General features: G+C 52.4%; 14 protein-coding genes and 1 pseudogene. 5 read left to right on the top strand and 10 right to left on the bottom strand.

Annotated elements, in window-relative coordinates:
• Window positions 1-360: 360 nt before the first annotated feature.
• From terL to ACFOFO_RS23890, 4 genes are all read right to left on the bottom strand, one after another.
• Window positions 361-1,815 carry a phage terminase large subunit gene (terL, locus tag ACFOFO_RS23875; RefSeq protein WP_390323158.1) on the bottom strand — a complete coding sequence of 485 codons (1,455 nt, stop codon included), beginning with the start codon at window positions 1,813-1,815 and terminating at the stop codon, window positions 361-363.
• A complete protein-coding gene (locus ACFOFO_RS23880) occupies window positions 1,812-2,294 on the bottom strand; it encodes a DUF5681 domain-containing protein (protein ID WP_390333172.1) in 483 nt (160 codons plus the stop codon). Before ACFOFO_RS23880 ends, terL begins: the two co-directional genes overlap by 4 nt.
• Window positions 2,284-3,657, bottom strand: a complete 1,374-nt coding sequence (locus tag ACFOFO_RS23885) for a site-specific DNA-methyltransferase (protein ID WP_390323154.1) — start codon at window positions 3,655-3,657, stop codon at window positions 2,284-2,286. The genes ACFOFO_RS23880 and ACFOFO_RS23885 overlap by 11 nt, the downstream gene beginning before the upstream one ends.
• 121 nt (window positions 3,658-3,778) lie before the next feature.
• Window positions 3,779-4,387, bottom strand: a complete 609-nt coding sequence (locus ACFOFO_RS23890; protein WP_390333173.1) for a hypothetical protein — start codon at window positions 4,385-4,387, stop codon at window positions 3,779-3,781.
• A 71-nt stretch (window positions 4,388-4,458) separates the two neighbouring features.
• On the opposite strand from ACFOFO_RS23890, the gene ACFOFO_RS23895 reads away from it, so the two are divergent.
• The 5 genes from ACFOFO_RS23895 (at window position 4,459) to ACFOFO_RS23915 (ending at window position 10,516) form a co-directional block, all read left to right on the top strand.
• On the top strand, window positions 4,459-4,962 hold the full coding sequence (locus ACFOFO_RS23895) for a DUF2924 domain-containing protein (protein ID WP_390333175.1): 504 nt from the start codon (window positions 4,459-4,461) through the stop codon (window positions 4,960-4,962).
• Window positions 4,952-6,682 carry a recombinase family protein gene (locus ACFOFO_RS23900; protein WP_390333177.1) on the top strand — a complete coding sequence of 577 codons (1,731 nt, stop codon included), beginning with the start codon at window positions 4,952-4,954 and terminating at the stop codon, window positions 6,680-6,682. The genes ACFOFO_RS23895 and ACFOFO_RS23900 overlap by 11 nt, the downstream gene beginning before the upstream one ends.
• Window positions 6,683-7,042: 360 nt before the next feature.
• On the top strand, window positions 7,043-8,398 hold the full coding sequence (dcm, locus tag ACFOFO_RS23905; protein WP_390333179.1) for a DNA (cytosine-5-)-methyltransferase: 1,356 nt from the start codon (window positions 7,043-7,045) through the stop codon (window positions 8,396-8,398).
• Between the two features lie 4 nt (window positions 8,399-8,402).
• Window positions 8,403-8,876, top strand: a complete 474-nt coding sequence (locus ACFOFO_RS23910) for a very short patch repair endonuclease (protein WP_390323148.1) — start codon at window positions 8,403-8,405, stop codon at window positions 8,874-8,876.
• Between the two features lie 116 nt (window positions 8,877-8,992).
• Window positions 8,993-10,516 (top strand): integrase catalytic domain-containing protein, encoded by a 1,524-nt coding sequence (locus tag ACFOFO_RS23915; RefSeq protein WP_390333182.1) that lies wholly within the window; start codon window positions 8,993-8,995, stop codon window positions 10,514-10,516.
• 395 nt (window positions 10,517-10,911) lie between these two features.
• Here ACFOFO_RS23915 and ACFOFO_RS23920 read toward each other — a convergent pair.
• From ACFOFO_RS23920 to ACFOFO_RS23945, 6 genes and pseudogenes are all read right to left on the bottom strand, one after another.
• Window positions 10,912-11,061, bottom strand: a pseudogene (locus ACFOFO_RS23920) (IS5/IS1182 family transposase); the annotation flags it as partial.
• Between the two features lie 34 nt (window positions 11,062-11,095).
• Complete coding sequence (locus tag ACFOFO_RS23925) at window positions 11,096-12,055, bottom strand: hypothetical protein (protein ID WP_390323145.1); 960 nt, start codon at window positions 12,053-12,055, stop codon at window positions 11,096-11,098.
• 206 nt (window positions 12,056-12,261) lie between these two features.
• Window positions 12,262-12,999: a hypothetical protein gene (locus ACFOFO_RS23930; protein ID WP_390333184.1), complete on the bottom strand. Its 738-nt coding sequence runs from the start codon at window positions 12,997-12,999 to the stop codon at window positions 12,262-12,264.
• 213 nt (window positions 13,000-13,212) lie between these two features.
• The gene (locus ACFOFO_RS23935; protein ID WP_390323140.1) at window positions 13,213-14,664 is read right to left on the bottom strand and encodes an MvaI/BcnI family restriction endonuclease; all 1,452 of its coding nucleotides are present in this window, start codon (window positions 14,662-14,664) and stop codon (window positions 13,213-13,215) included.
• A gap of 241 nt (window positions 14,665-14,905) precedes the next feature.
• Window positions 14,906-15,109, bottom strand: coding sequence for a hypothetical protein (locus ACFOFO_RS23940; protein ID WP_390333186.1), 204 nt, complete (start codon window positions 15,107-15,109; stop codon window positions 14,906-14,908).
• A 186-nt stretch (window positions 15,110-15,295) separates the two neighbouring features.
• A complete protein-coding gene (locus ACFOFO_RS23945) occupies window positions 15,296-15,997 on the bottom strand; it encodes a hypothetical protein (RefSeq protein WP_390323137.1) in 702 nt (233 codons plus the stop codon).
• Window positions 15,998-16,053 lie beyond the last annotated feature (56 nt).

Below are 16,053 nucleotides of genomic sequence, written 5' to 3' on the forward strand. Positions count from 1 at the left end.
CCTGCAACGGGGCGCATCAAATGTGCATTTTCCTGTCCCTGCTTCTGCCTTATCCATTCCTCCTGTCTCGGACTCCGTGTCCCAGATTCTTGATGAACACTGGAGCATCTTGGGATCATTTTCGGGACTCGCGCTAGAGTCAGCACTCGAGCAAGTGGCCAAGAATAGTGATGTCCCACTGGTGATTGTCAAGCAGGCTATGAGCAACGGCGTGCGCGGATTCCGCTGTCGCAAAGACCGCTTCTTGAGATTGGAGTGTCAACGCACCTACCGAAAACCGGTTCGTCCGTTTCGAGAATGAGCGGGTTTTCGTTTCTAATGACGCTCGATTCTCAAAACGATCGTTTCCCCCACTTCCTCTCATCGCAATGGCAAAATCCCCAGCTTCTTTTCAACCAGTTCTCTGTAGTATTGTATTATTGCCGGCTCGTCACCATCGGTTTGTATCCACCCCAGCGCTTGTGATGTTGAATCAACCTGATCGTCATGCTTCCCTTTAGGGAATGAGGTCAATTCCGTTACAAACGCATCGAGCCAATGCGCTTTTGTCGGCAATACCACAAAACCCCCTTCAAACTGTGCGGTTTGTGCATTCATCCGCATGACCTTGTCTCCATTCGGGATAACACCTTTGATGTTGGAGAGGCCGTCGCGGCGCAAGTCCTGAATCAATGGCGTACCGGATGCTTTGTCTTCAATCAGGATCACATTGGGTTTATGCAGGGTTGCCTGCTCGACGATAGCGCGCTTTAATTCCGGATAGCCCAGCCGCTTGCGCTCCACATCAATCAGGAAGCGTTTTTTCTGATAAATGCCCCAGGTAGTGCAAACGCTATAATCGCTCAACTCGGTTTCCTTGCTGGCGGTGTCCCAGCTCTGGATCACTTGGTCGAACTTTTGCGGCCATTCGTAAGGCTCGGCAAATTGCAGCCATGCTTCCTTAACCATGCCGCCGCCACGCGGCACCGGCGACTGCTGATATTGCCCGGCAAAGTTATATTCGCCGAGCTCACTTTTAAGCTTCATCAATACGTCGACTGGTTCGCGTGCCGGATGCAGTGCTGCCCCTTCTTTACGTATGAATTGGCGCCTACCCCAGATGGTGTCGATCTCATAGCGTTCATCGCGCTCAGCGATAGCCGGCAAGTTGAGCACTGTCCACTCCTCCTGATCTAACACGTGGCCAACCGGATCATCCAGATGCAAACGCTGCATGATCATGATGATGCAACCTGTTTTTTTGTCGTTTAAGCGGCTGCGCACTGTGCCATCAAGCCAGTCATTCGCCCTTTGCCGTAAGGTGTCTGATATCGCTTCCTCTGGTTTTAAAGGGTCATCGATGATAATGAAATCTGCGCCCCGTCCGGTCACGGCACCACCCACCGAAGTTGCGAGACGATGTCCCTGTTGATCAGTTTTAAAATCTGACACAGGCTGACGCTTACTGGATAAGCGTGTTGGAAAGGTTTCCTTGTACCAGTCGCTGTTGACCACGCTCAGACAATCCTGAGCCAGCTTCTCGGACAAATCCTGTCCGTAACTGGCACACATAATTTCCAACGATGGGTCGTGTCCCAATATCCATGCCGGAAAAGCCACGCTGGCACAAATCGATTTCATCGAGCGCGGCGGCACGGTGATGATCAGCCGGGTGATCTCGCCGCGGCGACAGGCGTCCAGATAGGAGGCGATCAGCTCGATGTGCCAGTTGTGAGCATAGGGAGTCTGGGGATTCAAATGCACAAAACAGCGGTAAATGAAGGTACACAAGTCGTTGCGCAAGACCGTCTGATATTCGTACGGGGTGAGATTCATGATGGTTTCCTCTTAAGAGCTGGTGCAGATGTTGGGGTGCCCGTGACTTGGTCAGTATCAGTACGGCGTTCAGATGAAGTACTGCCTTCCAAGTGAAAGCGCTCCAGCAGTTGCGCCATGACCTCTCTGTCGGCCTCCTTGTTTAAAGCATTGGGTATAGCGTGACCATCGTCTGCGGCAACCAGACAACTGAGGTTCACCATTTGCTGAAATGCGCGCGCATCCCCTGCCGCTGCCTTGTTGATCACCTGCTTAACAGCTGCGTCCAGTTTGCTGATCTTGCGGCGTTCGCCGTTTTCAACGACAGTCACTTTTTCATTCAGGGCGCGTGTGAGTGACGTGGCGAGATTACTCTTGCCTGTCGGGCGTCCCCGGGGATTGCCGGACTGGCCTTTTTTGAACTGGGTCGAGGATGGTGGTTTGCAATAACCGACCTGATAGGGCAGGTCGGATTTCTTGTCGTCTGCTTTACGCGTCATGATGCATCTCCTCGACACGCAGTGTGATTTGGTTCAGTTCGCGCTCGGCAAAGGGTTGACCGGTGGCAGCATGGACCGCCTGCTGGCCAGTATAGTTTTGCCAGCGGCGAATGGCGGTATCGACATACAAGGCATCGAGTTCCAGTCCGTAGCAGATCCGGCCGGTGCGCTCGGCGGCCATCAGCGTGGTGCCGCTGCCCAAGAAAGCGTCGAGCACGATGTCGCCACGCTCCGAGCAGTCGAGCAGAGCATCGACGACCATCGCCACAGGCTTGACGGTCGGGTGCAACGCCAGCAGATTGCCTTCATCGCCAGTACGCTGAAATGAATTGATGCCGGGGTAGCGCCAGACATTGGTGCGGTTACGTCCGTATTTACCTAACTGCACATTGTTAGTGTGTGGTGCGGTGCCGTGCTTGAATACGAAGACCAGCTCGTGCTGACTACGGTACAGGCTGCCCATGCCTCCGCAATCCTTGACCCACACACACAGATTCTTCAGCTCGCTGTAGACTAAATTACCGGCAGCAAGCATTTCCGCCATATGCCGCCAGTCCATGCACAGGAAATGGATTGCACCGGGAATGCTATGGCGCGCCATCAGTTCGCAGCTCGTCGTCAGGAACTGGGTGAACTCAGCCTGACTCATTTCGCCGCAGGCCATCGCAAACTCGCGATGCTTGATTTCGCCTTTGCCCCCGACGTGTCCATCGATTGCGACGTTGTAGGGCGCATCGGAAAACACCACACTTGCGCGATGACCCTCCATCAGCAGGCTGTATGCAGCATGGTCAAGGGCATTGCCGCAGTGAATGCGATGTTCTCCCAATTGCCAGACATCGCCGACCTGCGTGACTGCGATGGCGGATGGCACCGGCACCGCATCGGCTGCATCATCTGCTCCGGCCGCTTCGCCGGACGTAATCAATCCTTCAATGCGCAGATCGATTTCCCCCATGTCAAACCCGGTGACTTCCAGGCTGAAGTCCAGTTCCAGCAACGACAATTCCTTCAATTGCGTAGCCAGCAACTGGTCATCCCAGGTGGCGTTTTCGGTCAGTCGGTTATCCGCGATCATGAAGGCGCGGATCTGGGCAGACGTCAGATGATCCAGGCAAATCGTGGGAACGTCATGCCTGCCGAGATGTTCGCAAGCCAGCAGGCGTCCATGTCCGGCGATGATTTGATCATTGCCATCAATGAGGACCGGGGTGTTGAACCCGAAGGTTTTGATGCTGGCGGCGATTTGCCGGATCTGTTTGCGGCTGTGTTGCCGTGGATTCTGCGGGTCAGGTTTAAGTTCGGCCGTATTGCGATAGGTGATTGCGACCTTTTGGTCACATTGCGATGTTTGCATGTCCATGACGCACACTCCTGTGAGCCACGAATACACGCCGTCTATGCAAAATGCGTATCGGTGTGCTCAGTCAGTGAATGAGACGGCTCGATATAGACAATATGCATTAAGGACACTGCTTTGAATTTCAATCCTGTTCAGGTGACATTTCTTTGTTGTTGATATCACCATTTTTGACTTCTTGTTGTATTGCTATTGTTTTTTTCTCTCTTAATACGCGATGCACATAAGCGACTGAGCAGTCCAAAAAGCGCGCGGCTTTTTTGGTGCATTGATGTTTTGGAGTGCCCTCTGCGGCAAATTGGCTGATAAGTTCAGGAATCTGCGAAGCGGTACTGTCTGTGATACGTGCACGACCACTTTTACGCCCGAGTATGCCTGCGCGGTCATGGGGATCGATAAAACGCCGCAACGATGTCTCCCGTTCCTTGTATGCAGCCTCCACGAATCGCTCAACCGGTGAACGCCGGCTGGGCATGCCGCGTTTTTGATCTGGACCATACCAGCCCTTAAAAACACCACCGCTTGAATACTTGAGAATGGGAGGGCTCGCGACGAGCCATACTCGGCCGCGCGTACGGCGCGCCCACTGAGCCGGCGTACCGATCTTGATGGTGGGCCCTGCCGCGTGCACCTCTTTGATTGCCTCAATGCAAGCCGCTTCTTGACGCTGGCGCTCTTTACGTTCGTCTGCAATCTGCGCTTCTATTGGATGTTCATCAACACTATTGCCCATATTTATTCACCTGATAAATGACTTGCGTTCCTGTGCACACAGAGCGTCAATGGTGGGGGAAGGACCATGATATGCCTAAAATCGCCCGCTCTCGCCAGGCCTCTGGTGCCGGCGCCCTGAAGATCGATCCCTATAACGTCGACGCGCTGAAAATCATGGACAACGCCGCTCTACGAGCGCTGTGGAACGAACACTTTGGCCGCGCTCCGCCCTTTCGTGCCCGTAAATCTCTGCTCATTGATTGTCTGGCCTACCGCATCCAGGAACAGGCATTTGGCGGACTGGCATTGAGTACGCGCGTGCGCCTCCGAAAACTGGCAAGCGATGTCATTGAAGGCAAGAAGCCGGTGCTGCTTTTTCAACCGTCGATCAAGCCCGGCACGCGATTGATTCGTGCCTGGCGCGGACAAACCCACGAAGTGCAGGTCATTGATGACGGATTCACGTATCGCGACCAGCGCTATACCAACCTGTCCGAAATTGCACGGGTGATCACCGGTAGCCGCTGGTCGGGACCGCGTTTTTTCGGCATTCGTCGCAACAACCGGGCAAAGGAGACTGGCCATGGCCAATGAGCTCGCCCGATCGTTACGCTGCGCCATCTATACCCGCAAATCTTCGGAAGAAGGGCTGGAACAATCCTTCAATTCGCTCGACGCGCAGCGGGAAGCTTGTGAAGCTTATATCCTGAGCCAACGCCATGAAGGCTGGCAGGCGCTTGCCACCCGCTACGATGATGGCGGCTACTCTGGCGGCAGCATGGCCCGCCCTGCCCTGCAGGCACTGATACAAGATATTGAAGGCGGCAAGATCGATTCCATAGTCGTGTACAAGGTGGATCGACTGACCCGTGCATTATCTGACTTCGCCAAGATGGTCGATTTGTTCGAGTCCAAAAAAGTCTCGTTCGTCTCTGTGACCCAACAGTTCAATACCACGACTTCCATGGGAAGACTGACGTTGAATGTCCTGCTATCGTTTGCCCAGTTTGAGCGCGAAGTCACTGGCGAACGCATTCGCGACAAGATTGCCGCTTCCAAGAAGAAAGGTATGTGGATGGGTGGGCGGGTGCCGGTGGGCTACGATGCCGTGGAGCGTAAGCTGATTGTCAATGCAGTCGAGGCGGCGCACGTTTTGCACATCTTTGAACAATATCTGGCGTTGGGCTGCGTGGCGAAGCTGAAAGCGGTCTTAGACGTACAGAAAAAATTCAGCAAAGTTCGGATCAGCCGAACCGGCAAGACTTCCGGCGGACAGCCCTACTCACGGGGTGCATTATATGAGCTTCTCCAGAACCGGCTGTATATCGGCGATACGGTGCATCGGGATCGGCACTATCCGGGAGAGCACGCGGCAATTATTCCGATGCTGTTGTGGGACCAGGTGCAGGCAAAGATGCTGGACAATGTGCAAGGCCAGCGCTCCGGTGCACGTTCCAGGGAGCCGAGCTTATTGGTAGGATTGGCCTACGATGTCTATGACCGGCGCTTAACGCCTAGCCATACCGTCAAGCGTGGCAAGCGGTATCGCTATTACGTGTCGCGTTCTGGGTATACGAGTACGGCATCAGCAGATCGCCCGGCAGTGCGTATCCCGGCACAGGATCTGGAAAATGTCGTCGCCGGCCGGATTCATACGTTTCTCACCTCGACCCAGGCATTACTCGAGGCGCTCGCATCGAACGGCTTTGATGCGAGCCAGCAGAAAACATTGATGCAGGCGGCGCACCAGCATGTCGAAACCTGGCCTGCCGCTCCGCCAACAGCCCAACGTCAGTTTCTTCAGGCGATTGTCAATCGCGTGACTGTCAAAGACCAAACCATCGATATCACGCTCAGCCGTTCTGCCCTGCGGGATGCACTCTTGCCGATGCATGCTGCGGCCTCCGGTATATCGGTCGGCCAGGAGGGTTCACGCACAGGCGATAACGCCATCGTATTGACAGCCGATGCGCGGTTGGCGCGGTGCGGTCTTGAAGTACGGCTGATACTTGCAGAGGACGAATCAAAGGACAAGCCCGCGCGGATCAGCCAGTCGCTGGTCAAGGCTATTGCACGCGGGCGCAACTGGTATGAGCAGCTGATCTCTCTGGAAAAGGTCACGCTGACTGACCTGGCAGCGGAAAGCGGGGTGAATGACCGGTATGCGAGCCGGATTTTGCGATCGGCGTTTCTGGCGCCGGATATCGTAGAGGCGATTCTCGACGGGCGACAGCCGGTGGGCATGACTTTGGACAAGATGCTGGATGATTTGCCGCTGGACTGGGCAAAGCAGCGGCAAATCTTCGGTTTCTAAAGAAACTGTTCCGGCTCGTTCGATCGTTCAATTCTAGCTGTGAAGAGGCGTCTGCCGGAACGTGTCGTCAGTCATCAGCATCAAATTACTGCAGGATGGAGACGGCGAAACCAAAGAAGGAGTCAGGAACATTCGCGTGAATCAAGCGAACCGTAATTGACTGGCGGTTTTGCGCGCCAACGCGCTGACGATTTGACCTTACAGCGCTGCTGTATCGCCGGTACGGCCTCTGTGAGTCATCGAGATCAGCAGACATAACAACTGACCGGAAATTTCACATTCCGATAGCGCTCCGCCAACACTATCTGGGTCAAATGAGTGATAATACGTCACACGTTAATTCCACCAACAGGGAGCTTCATGCAAGCGCACGATGAAGATTTAAAGTTACTAAAAAAGGTCCTTGAAATATACGATCAGAAGTTCATTGCAACCTACCTGCATGAGAAATTCGACAAGTCGCCTACGCGTGAAACCATTAATCGGTGGTTAAACGGAAAGGGCAATCCAGAGTTTAGCCATGCTGAGTACCTGCACCTCGAATGCCTTTTGCCTCAACGACCCGGCAATTCAGCACACGAATTTGATTTCGTCGACCTCTTCGCGGGGATCGGTGGTATTCGTCGTGGCTTTGAAGATATCGGTGGCCGATGTGTCTTCACCAGCGAATGGAATACGTATGCCGTTCGTACGTACAAGGCTAACTATTATTGTGACCCTGACAATCACACTTTTAATGAAGATATCCGGAGCGTTACTCTTAGCGGGCAGCCCGACATTTCAGAGAACGACGCCTACAGGCATATCGATAACATAATTCCCGATCATGACGTGCTGTTGGCGGGCTTTCCGTGCCAGCCATTTTCCATCGCGGGAGTGTCAAAGAAAAATTCACTTGGCCGGAAACATGGTTTTGAATGCGAAACCCAGGGCACACTTTTTTATGATGTTGCCCGTATCATCGCGGCTAAACAGCCCCCGATGTTCTTGCTGGAGAACGTCAAAAATCTGAAAAGCCATGATAAAGGAAAAACTTTTAAAGTCATCCTCGACGCGCTCCAGGAACTTGGTTACTGGGTTGCAGATGTTGATTCCGCCGGACCGGATGACCCGAAGATCATTGACGGACAACACTTCGTCCCGCAACATCGGGAACGGATCGTACTGGTCGGTTTCCGCAAGGACCTGAACATTCACAACGGCTTTTCGCTGAAAGAGATCACAAAGCTATATCCCAAGAAAAAATTATTTCTTGGCGATATTCTTGACTCGAAAGTTGATGACAAATACATTCTTACGCCCAAGCTCTGGGAGTACTTATTTAACTACTCAATCAAACACAAAGCCAAGGGGAACGGTTTTGGTTATGGCCTTGTGAAGGCGACCGACGTCACCAGAACTTTGTCAGCACGCTATTACAAAGATGGCTCCGAAATACTAGTTGACCGTGGCTTTGATCCGAAAAAAGATTTTTCACATAAGCTCAACTTAAAGAACCGTCCACGTCGGCTTACACCAAAGGAATGTGCGCGTCTGATGGGGTACGATGGCCCCGGCGAATCAAAATTCCGCATTCCTGTGTCAGATATGCAGGCCTACAAACAGTTTGGCAACTCGGTCGTGGTTCCTGTATTTTCTGCCGTTGCAAAACTTATGAAACCAAAAATACTGGAAGCAAAGAAGGTTATGAAACGTAAAGCGAAACTGGCCGCCTGACAAGATGGGAGATGTTCACTCTCCAGAAATTCGTAGCAAAAACATGCGGGCGATCCGGCAGAAGAATACCCGCCCAGAGATTGTCGTCCGCTGTTTTCTTCACGCGCGGGGGTTCCGCTTTCGCTTGCATTCAAAACAGCTTCCCGGCACTCCTGACATCGTCCTGCCTAAATACCGCGCGGTTATTTTTGTACACGGCTGCTTCTGGCATGGCCACAATTGTCCTCTTTTCAAACTGCCGCAAACCAGAACAGAATTTTGGCTAAAGAAAATAGAGGCAAACCGGAAACGGGATCAGCGAGTCATTGACTTAATACATGATACGGGATGGCGCACGCTGATAATTTGGGAGTGTGCTCTCAGAAAAAATGGTGCGAGAAAATCCATGGAATTATTGGCCTCAACAGTGGCGATGTGGTTAACCGGTCAGGGCAAAAGTGGTGAAGTAACCGACGATCAGTGTTTTCATCAGTATTAGATCAAATGGTTGGCGTCAACTATCTTGGCCGGTCGCATTGACTCACTGTTTTTGTTACTGAGTTGCAGCTGTTGCCTCACTTAACATGCTACCCATGGCAAGCCTATGGGGGCGAAATGACGAGGCAAATCAGCATGACAACGCGTAAAGAATTGATTGCTGCGATCGGCGATCGGTACCGGACAGCGCCGAAAGCCGACAAGGCCAAGATTCTGGATGAATTTTCAACGCTCACCGGCTACCACCGTAAGCACGCGATACGGGTCTTGAATGGAGCTGGGACTGAATCGGCCGTGACACCTGCGGCGCCGCGCAATCGTGTTTATAATGAGGCGGTTCGGCAAGCGCTAATCGTCTTGTGGGAGGCCGGTGACAGGGTCTGTGGCAAGCGGCTCAAGGTCATGATCCCGATAATGGTCAATGCCATGGAACGCCACGGCCACCTGCTTCTTGACGCCGCAATCAAGGACAAGCTGCTGCTGATCAGTGCGGCCTCGATCGACCGTGTGCTGCGCAAGACCCGCGAACAAATCGACGGCAAAGGAAAGCGTCGATCCGGCGTGGGATCAGCCATACGTCGAAGCATTCCAGTGCGAACCTTTGCTGACTGGGGCGACCCGCCGCCTGGCTGTCTCGAGGTTGACATGGTCGAGCACTGCGGAGGCGTCAAACACGACGGTAACTTTGTTCACAGTCTCGTGCTGACCGACATCGCCAGCGGCTGGACGGAATGCATAGCGATGCCAGTACGCAATCAATCCCTTATCGTTGCTGGCTTTGCCAAAGCGGCATCGGAACTCCCATTTGCCATGTTGGGCATAGATACCGACAACGACAGCGCCTTCATGAATCAGACCGTGCTGGACTACTGCAAGGATAACGGCCTCGTGCAGACCCGATCGAGGGCATACAAGAAAAACGATAATGCATGGGTCGAACAGAAGAATGGCGCTATCGTGAGGAGGCTGGTGGGCTACGGCAAACTAAGTGGGCTGCGCGCTACCTATGACCTGGGCCAGATGTATGCTGCATCTCGTCTTTACATTAATTTTTTCCAGCCGTCATTCAAGCTGAAATCGAAGGCGCGCGACGGGGCTCGCGTCCAAAAAAAATATCATGCACCGATGACGCCGTGTGACCGGCTGCTGGCGCTGCCGAATGTGACTGACGCAAGCAAAGCAGCGCTACGCGAACAATTCGAGGCCCTCGATCCCGTGCTGCTCCTGCAGACCATTCGGGACGGCCAACGGCGCCTGGCCGAACTGACCAAAGAGCCCTCGGACGAGCCCGCAAGCGCCCCCGGCAAAGCGGACGTAGCCACCTTCCTGCATAGCCTGTCCACCGCTTGGAAAGACGGCGAGGTTCGACCTACACACCGCAAGCAACCAGGCGCGACCAGATGGTGGAAAACGCGTGCTGATCCGTTTGAGCACGCTTGGTCAATTGTCGAACAATGGCTGATGACTGAGCCAACGGTAAGCGCCAAGGAGCTGCTTGAGCGATTGGCCGCTGTCCTGCCAGACGCATACGCCGGCACCTCTCAACTCCGGACGCTGCAACGTCGTGTTCAGCGATGGCGTGCGGAACAGGCAAAAAACATGATCCTGGGGAGTTTGGAGCTCGCCAAACTGCGCGCATAACGGCGGTGTTACTGGCGACGCAAAAGCGCGTAAATATGGCGGCAAAAACGCGAGGTGACGCGCTGGGGCGCTGCCCCAGACCCCCGCACTGCCGCGGGGCTGCCACTGGGGAAGCTCCATCCCCAGCGGCCCTGATTTCTACCTGATGCAGAAATTTAGGAAAATTCAACCCCCTAAAACGCTCGCCGCCAGGTTTACGCGGATTTGCGCAGCCATCCACAGGTGCGCCCAATGAGCCTGCGATCCCATTTCACGCCGACGGATCCGGCAATTCTGATAAAGTAACATTTCCCGTTGAGGCAACACGACCGGCCAAGATAGTTGTCGCTCAACAATCAAATTCGATCAAACATGTGCGGTCCGAACGAATCGAAACCAAGGTGCACACGAAGGGCATCCTTGGCCGCTTGATAGATAAAATCGCGTTTGTCGAAACGGCCGTCAGCCTTACGGTTAGAAGTGAGTGGTTTGGGAACGAGCGCCGTCATGCCGGCCTCATGACACGCCAGAATTTTCTCGCCTTCAAAGTAACCCCGGTCTGCCATCGGCACATGGGGAAAAAATGAATTGACACGAACACTAAATATCGAGCGTATCCTCTTCGTCCACGTCGAGTGAATCTGTGAGTATTAGCAGATACTTAAATGCCCCATCACCTGTTAGTCCGTGGCGAACAAAGAGGTCAAAGTAGAGTGCACGGATTGCAGGGTAATCGAAGGCGTCTGGTGTAAAGGTTTGGCCATCATCCACAGCAAAGAAACGCTCCCACATCAGGGTTTGTATCGCCTCATCAGCACTCTCGACGAGATGATCGTTGTCTGTCATGGAATCGGCTCCGGCGAAACCGTGTAGATCGTCGATACTAAACGTCTGCTTCCCTTCTAGGTGGTGAACTAATGAACCGATTACAATCCGTCGATATTCAGGATTTGAGTCATTAAGCTCATTTCGCGCTTTCGTGACGACATAGTCGTCCCTGCAAAGGATTTGGCCGCAATGTGCTGCAATCTCAGCAGCGTCGAGGTTATAGAAACGTAACGCATGTTGGGGCGACACAATCTTTACATCATTCAGTGACGTGAATTCGGCGGCGACCTTTCGAACGTAGTCACGATGTTTGCTAACGTCGCAGCAAAGCAAGATATAGTACATGCTTATCTGGTGTTTTGATTGTGCCTCGGTGCGCTGCGCCTTCAGGTCTCTAACCAATGACGCTTGACCTTTGGGACGCCTGATATCGTCTTCAATTTCCTTCTGGCTTTTCACTTGCAGCGCTATGGCGTCACTTTTCCCATCTTCATCGACAAACCGAAAGAGGATATCCGCACCGTTGTCCCGAAAACCTTGGATGTCCAATGCGGATGCTTTGTGCCGGTTAAATGATTCGAGAATAGTCTCGACCTGTTCATGAAACTTGGGACAGAGATCCTTGTTGTGAGCTAGATGCTTGAATTTCTTGGTGTGGTCCGGCATCGTGCGGCCAAGAGTAATCAATTGCGATAGTACCTCTCCAGGAGAGGCATTGCATGTGATGAACATTACGGAATTTCCTCGATCTGAAACTTGGCGTTGAATTACAAAGAAAAGGGGCGAAAATTTATTTCAATTTTCTGACCAGAGCAATCATTTGTTAGGCTAAACAAGCTTGGCCGCTTAGAGCGATGGTTTACTGATCATTGGGCCGCGTCCGTGACGTCCCCTCAACAGAAATCAGAATTTTCTGACATGAGTTACCGACGGGGAAGTCAAGGCATTGCAAAGTTGGCTGCTGGTCCAGACGGCTTAGATCTCTTACTCTTGGGAGGCTTCGCTGGGAACGAGCTTACGAGTCCAAGTGCCACAAAGCGAGCCTCAATTTGATTTTTAAAAAGCTCCATCCTTCTGTAAGCACGCCAAGAAAGGTCAATTTGATATTTAAGGGACTTACGGATTTCGGCATGGATGTGAATTGCATTCCTTGCTTCGTAAAATTCAATCAACTCCAGAAGCAGCTTGTTATCAATCAGGCCAAGATCCCTGGCGCATTCTGCTTTCTTGTCGAATCTGATCTTGGTTACCTTGATTTTCTTGACTGCCTCGCATGTTATGAAAATCGGTTTCCCATTATGATTTAAGTGGGATTTGAGCAACGCGAGTTTGCTCGCGGGAATAGATATATCGTTTCTTCCAGTCTGCTGCCCTAACGCGATAACTTTTGGATCTGCTGCAAAAACTTCGAATAATAGGTGATGAAGCGCCGCCTCATAAATCGACGCATACGACATAATTTGCTGGCGAACTTGTGCACGCAACATCCATTTTGTTACATCCAGCCCTTCAAGGATTTTATACAGGCATCTTGTTGATATAAATTCTTCCCCGAGGCGTTGTGCAAGCTTCTGGTCAGAAATAAACCGGAAAAAGTCAACATGCCATGGTTCATTGGCGATGTCTCTCGTGACATAAACGATAATTTCGTCCTTAATCTTTTTTTCGAACGGCATGTTTGATACCTTTTTTTGTTGTTCCCAAAAACGACGATTATTTTTCGAACAAATATATCAGTTCGTTAGGATAGTTTAACAAGTTGTTTGATCAGGGCATGCGTAACACGTCTCATCGTTGGCATTGTCTGGGTCTCTCCTCGACGACTCAACCTTTGCTGCTACCGGAAACGACAATCATCAGCAGGAAAGCGGGGTATCTGCCACGTCGTTCTATGAGTTGAGCTTTTTGAATTCGACGTTTGAGTAGAGTGCATGGACTGCTTTTGTAATATCGTTAACCCGCCATTGAGCCCGGCGCTTGTTTTTTGACGGGTCGGACGCATGCAGTTTCGGCGCAGGATCGAGAAATATAACGCCGTCATTGATGGCTTTCAGCATGCGTTCTGCCGAGGTATTCTTGCACCACATGACTGTAGGCTCGAAGGTAACCAGGTGCTCGTAGCCGCCTTTCTGGTCGTCAGCATCAGGATTATTTTCTTTCCTGGCGGAGATGTACACCACCTCATTATGCTTGGCGCCCCAGCAGTTCAGCAGACGTTCCAGACTCCAGCCGGCTGCAACGACTCCGTTATCGTCTTCCAGCACAACCTCGACCGCGTCCATTTTCGACGTCAGCGACGTGGAAAAATCATACGGAAACGGCCTCCTGTCCCCATTTTCAGACCTTATCCAGTCTGTCTTGTTTTTTTCAATTTCATATACGCGAAACTCTCTGACCCTGAGTGTCAGACCAGACTTGGCGCAACGCTCCCTGGACCTATGAATGCCTGTTAGTCTGTAATCGCCGTCAGCATCCCGATACCCATATTGCTCCATGAATTCTTTGAAATTTCTGGCATAAAGGCCCATATCAGGTTCTGGCGTGAAGAGTGTCACCTTGAGCTGCGTATGAGTCTTGAGTTCAATCCCGTAAATGTCGCCGTCCATAGCCGAGTTGGGAACAATGCCCAGAGCATGTTCAAGGGTATAGCCACAGACCTGGGTCCCGGAAAATGGCAACGTAGTGCCATACACATCTAACCGGCATCCCCGCAATGGTCTGCCAACCACATCGGCAAGAAGGCGCTCGAGCTTCTTGCTGCTTCCCTGCTCCAAAACCAGTCTCTTGCACACCTTCGATCGGTCACACCCCGGAAGTATGGCAACTTCACGTTCAAGCTCGGCAGAAATATCAAAATAGATCAATGCCACGCAGGCACCACCGGGCAGGTGCCCCAGAACGAGCAGGCGCTTTGTCTCTCCATTGGACTTGGTAAATGCCACGGACAAGGACTGTGGCATCGTGTTCTCAACGGTCTGAAAGCCAGAAAGGCGTGCTTCAGGGTATTGCGGGTAAATGATGGCCTTGACACGCTTGGCCTCGACAAGCGAGCCGTCACGCCGGACCCATGCAAAACTGTCGAAAACCGCTTCAGGGATGCGTCTGCCTGGCTCAGACCTGCCTTTTGTTTCACTTGTGCTGGCGCCACGCTCTGCCAACGTCAGGCCAAACAAGTCATACAAAAGGCCAAAATCTGACGCAATGTAGATTTGGTTTTTGTCATTCGCATTTTTCGGCAGCATTTTGAGGACTGCCTGGTCCGCGCCCAGGGATGTCAGCATCGTGCTGATGTCCGACACCGAGCTGGCACGGTGTTCGAAGTCTGATGGAAAACCGCTCATGTCTTTAGCCTTCACCTGTTGACCGGAAGAGCAAAGGCTAACACCATGAATCATACAAAACAATGAATAAATTCATATTAAATTTTAAGCCATTGTTTTAAAACGATTATTTATTTTTATCTTGGTTTTTTATTGGTTTAATTTTTGTTTTATTGAGTGCCGACAGATATCAACCCCAGGCAGCATTGTTAGTTTCTGCTCTTTTTTACCGGCAAGTTGAGCACTGGCGCTGGCAGTCAGCCTATTTGTCAATAGAAACGGTCTGCACGATGACTTCGAATTCCGCCAATACCAAAAGCTGCCTCCGCCACAGGCACCAGAGCATCGGCTGATAGTCAAAATCAAGACTGCTGGATAACCAGAGATCGTCTATTCCTACGTATGCATCGTGCAACAGATCTGACATCAGGCCCGGCCGGCGGTCATCCGGAGTTCCGACGATCATGGCCCGGTCCAGTCCCTGATTGATGGTCTCACACGACGTTTCTGGAAGAAGAATGCAGGCATGGCAGGCGGCCAGATTCGCAAGACGCGAGCCTTGACCGCCCATATTTTCAGAGCATACCGGATCGGCTGAACACCAAGAAGCCCTGCTGATAGCACGCCGAACAAGCGGCCCAAGGCGTTCCGGTCAGCCTAAGCGAACACCGCTACCCATCGTACCCTCCGAATCTCCGGCTGCGGTGTAAATAAGGATTCCCGCCATCGGTGCTGTGGCATCGGACGAAATATACAAACGCTCGCGTAACGAGGCTGTGCTGTAACCACACTCAAACACCAGCTGATTGATCAGAACATGAGCAAGGCTGTGAATCAGAAGATATCGGGAAGCCCAGTCCCGGTCTGCAGCCCCCAAGGGCGGCAGGGTCTGGTACAAATCTTGGAGCCGGGTGATGAAGGCGTCATCCAGTCGCCCACGGATCCACTTTTCATTTTCACGCTGCCACTCTGCGATTCCATGCTCATGCAGTTCAATGTATATGCCTTCGCCGAACACCTCGACTGCAGGCAACCACCTGTCTTGCGGTGACTGAGGGGGCTCGCGAAACAGCTGATCCTTCGCCGTATAAGGCATCCCACCGAGTGCCTGCGGATTCTGTTCGATGCGATCGAAGCCGTAAAAGACCCTCGTTTCACGCAGGCGCTCGACCAAGGTTACTCTTGAAAACCATTGGCTGAGATCAGCCGGGACCGATGATGGGATTACCCGCAGGTTGGGAATGTGTTCAGGGTCGTTGACCTCGTTACGGATGATCCTGAATTCGGCGCGCCGGAACGCTAACAATTCGGACTCCGAGTTTCCAGGCTGTGATCCGGTGCGTAATCCAGCCAAACTGGACGCCTAATCCGCCGCAAACTGGACACGCATTCCACGCCAAACTGGACACT

The organism is Pseudundibacterium arcticum, assembly GCF_042646465.1.
In the GTDB taxonomy this organism is placed as follows: Bacteria; Pseudomonadota; Gammaproteobacteria; order Burkholderiales; family Burkholderiaceae_D; genus Undibacterium_A; species Undibacterium_A arcticum.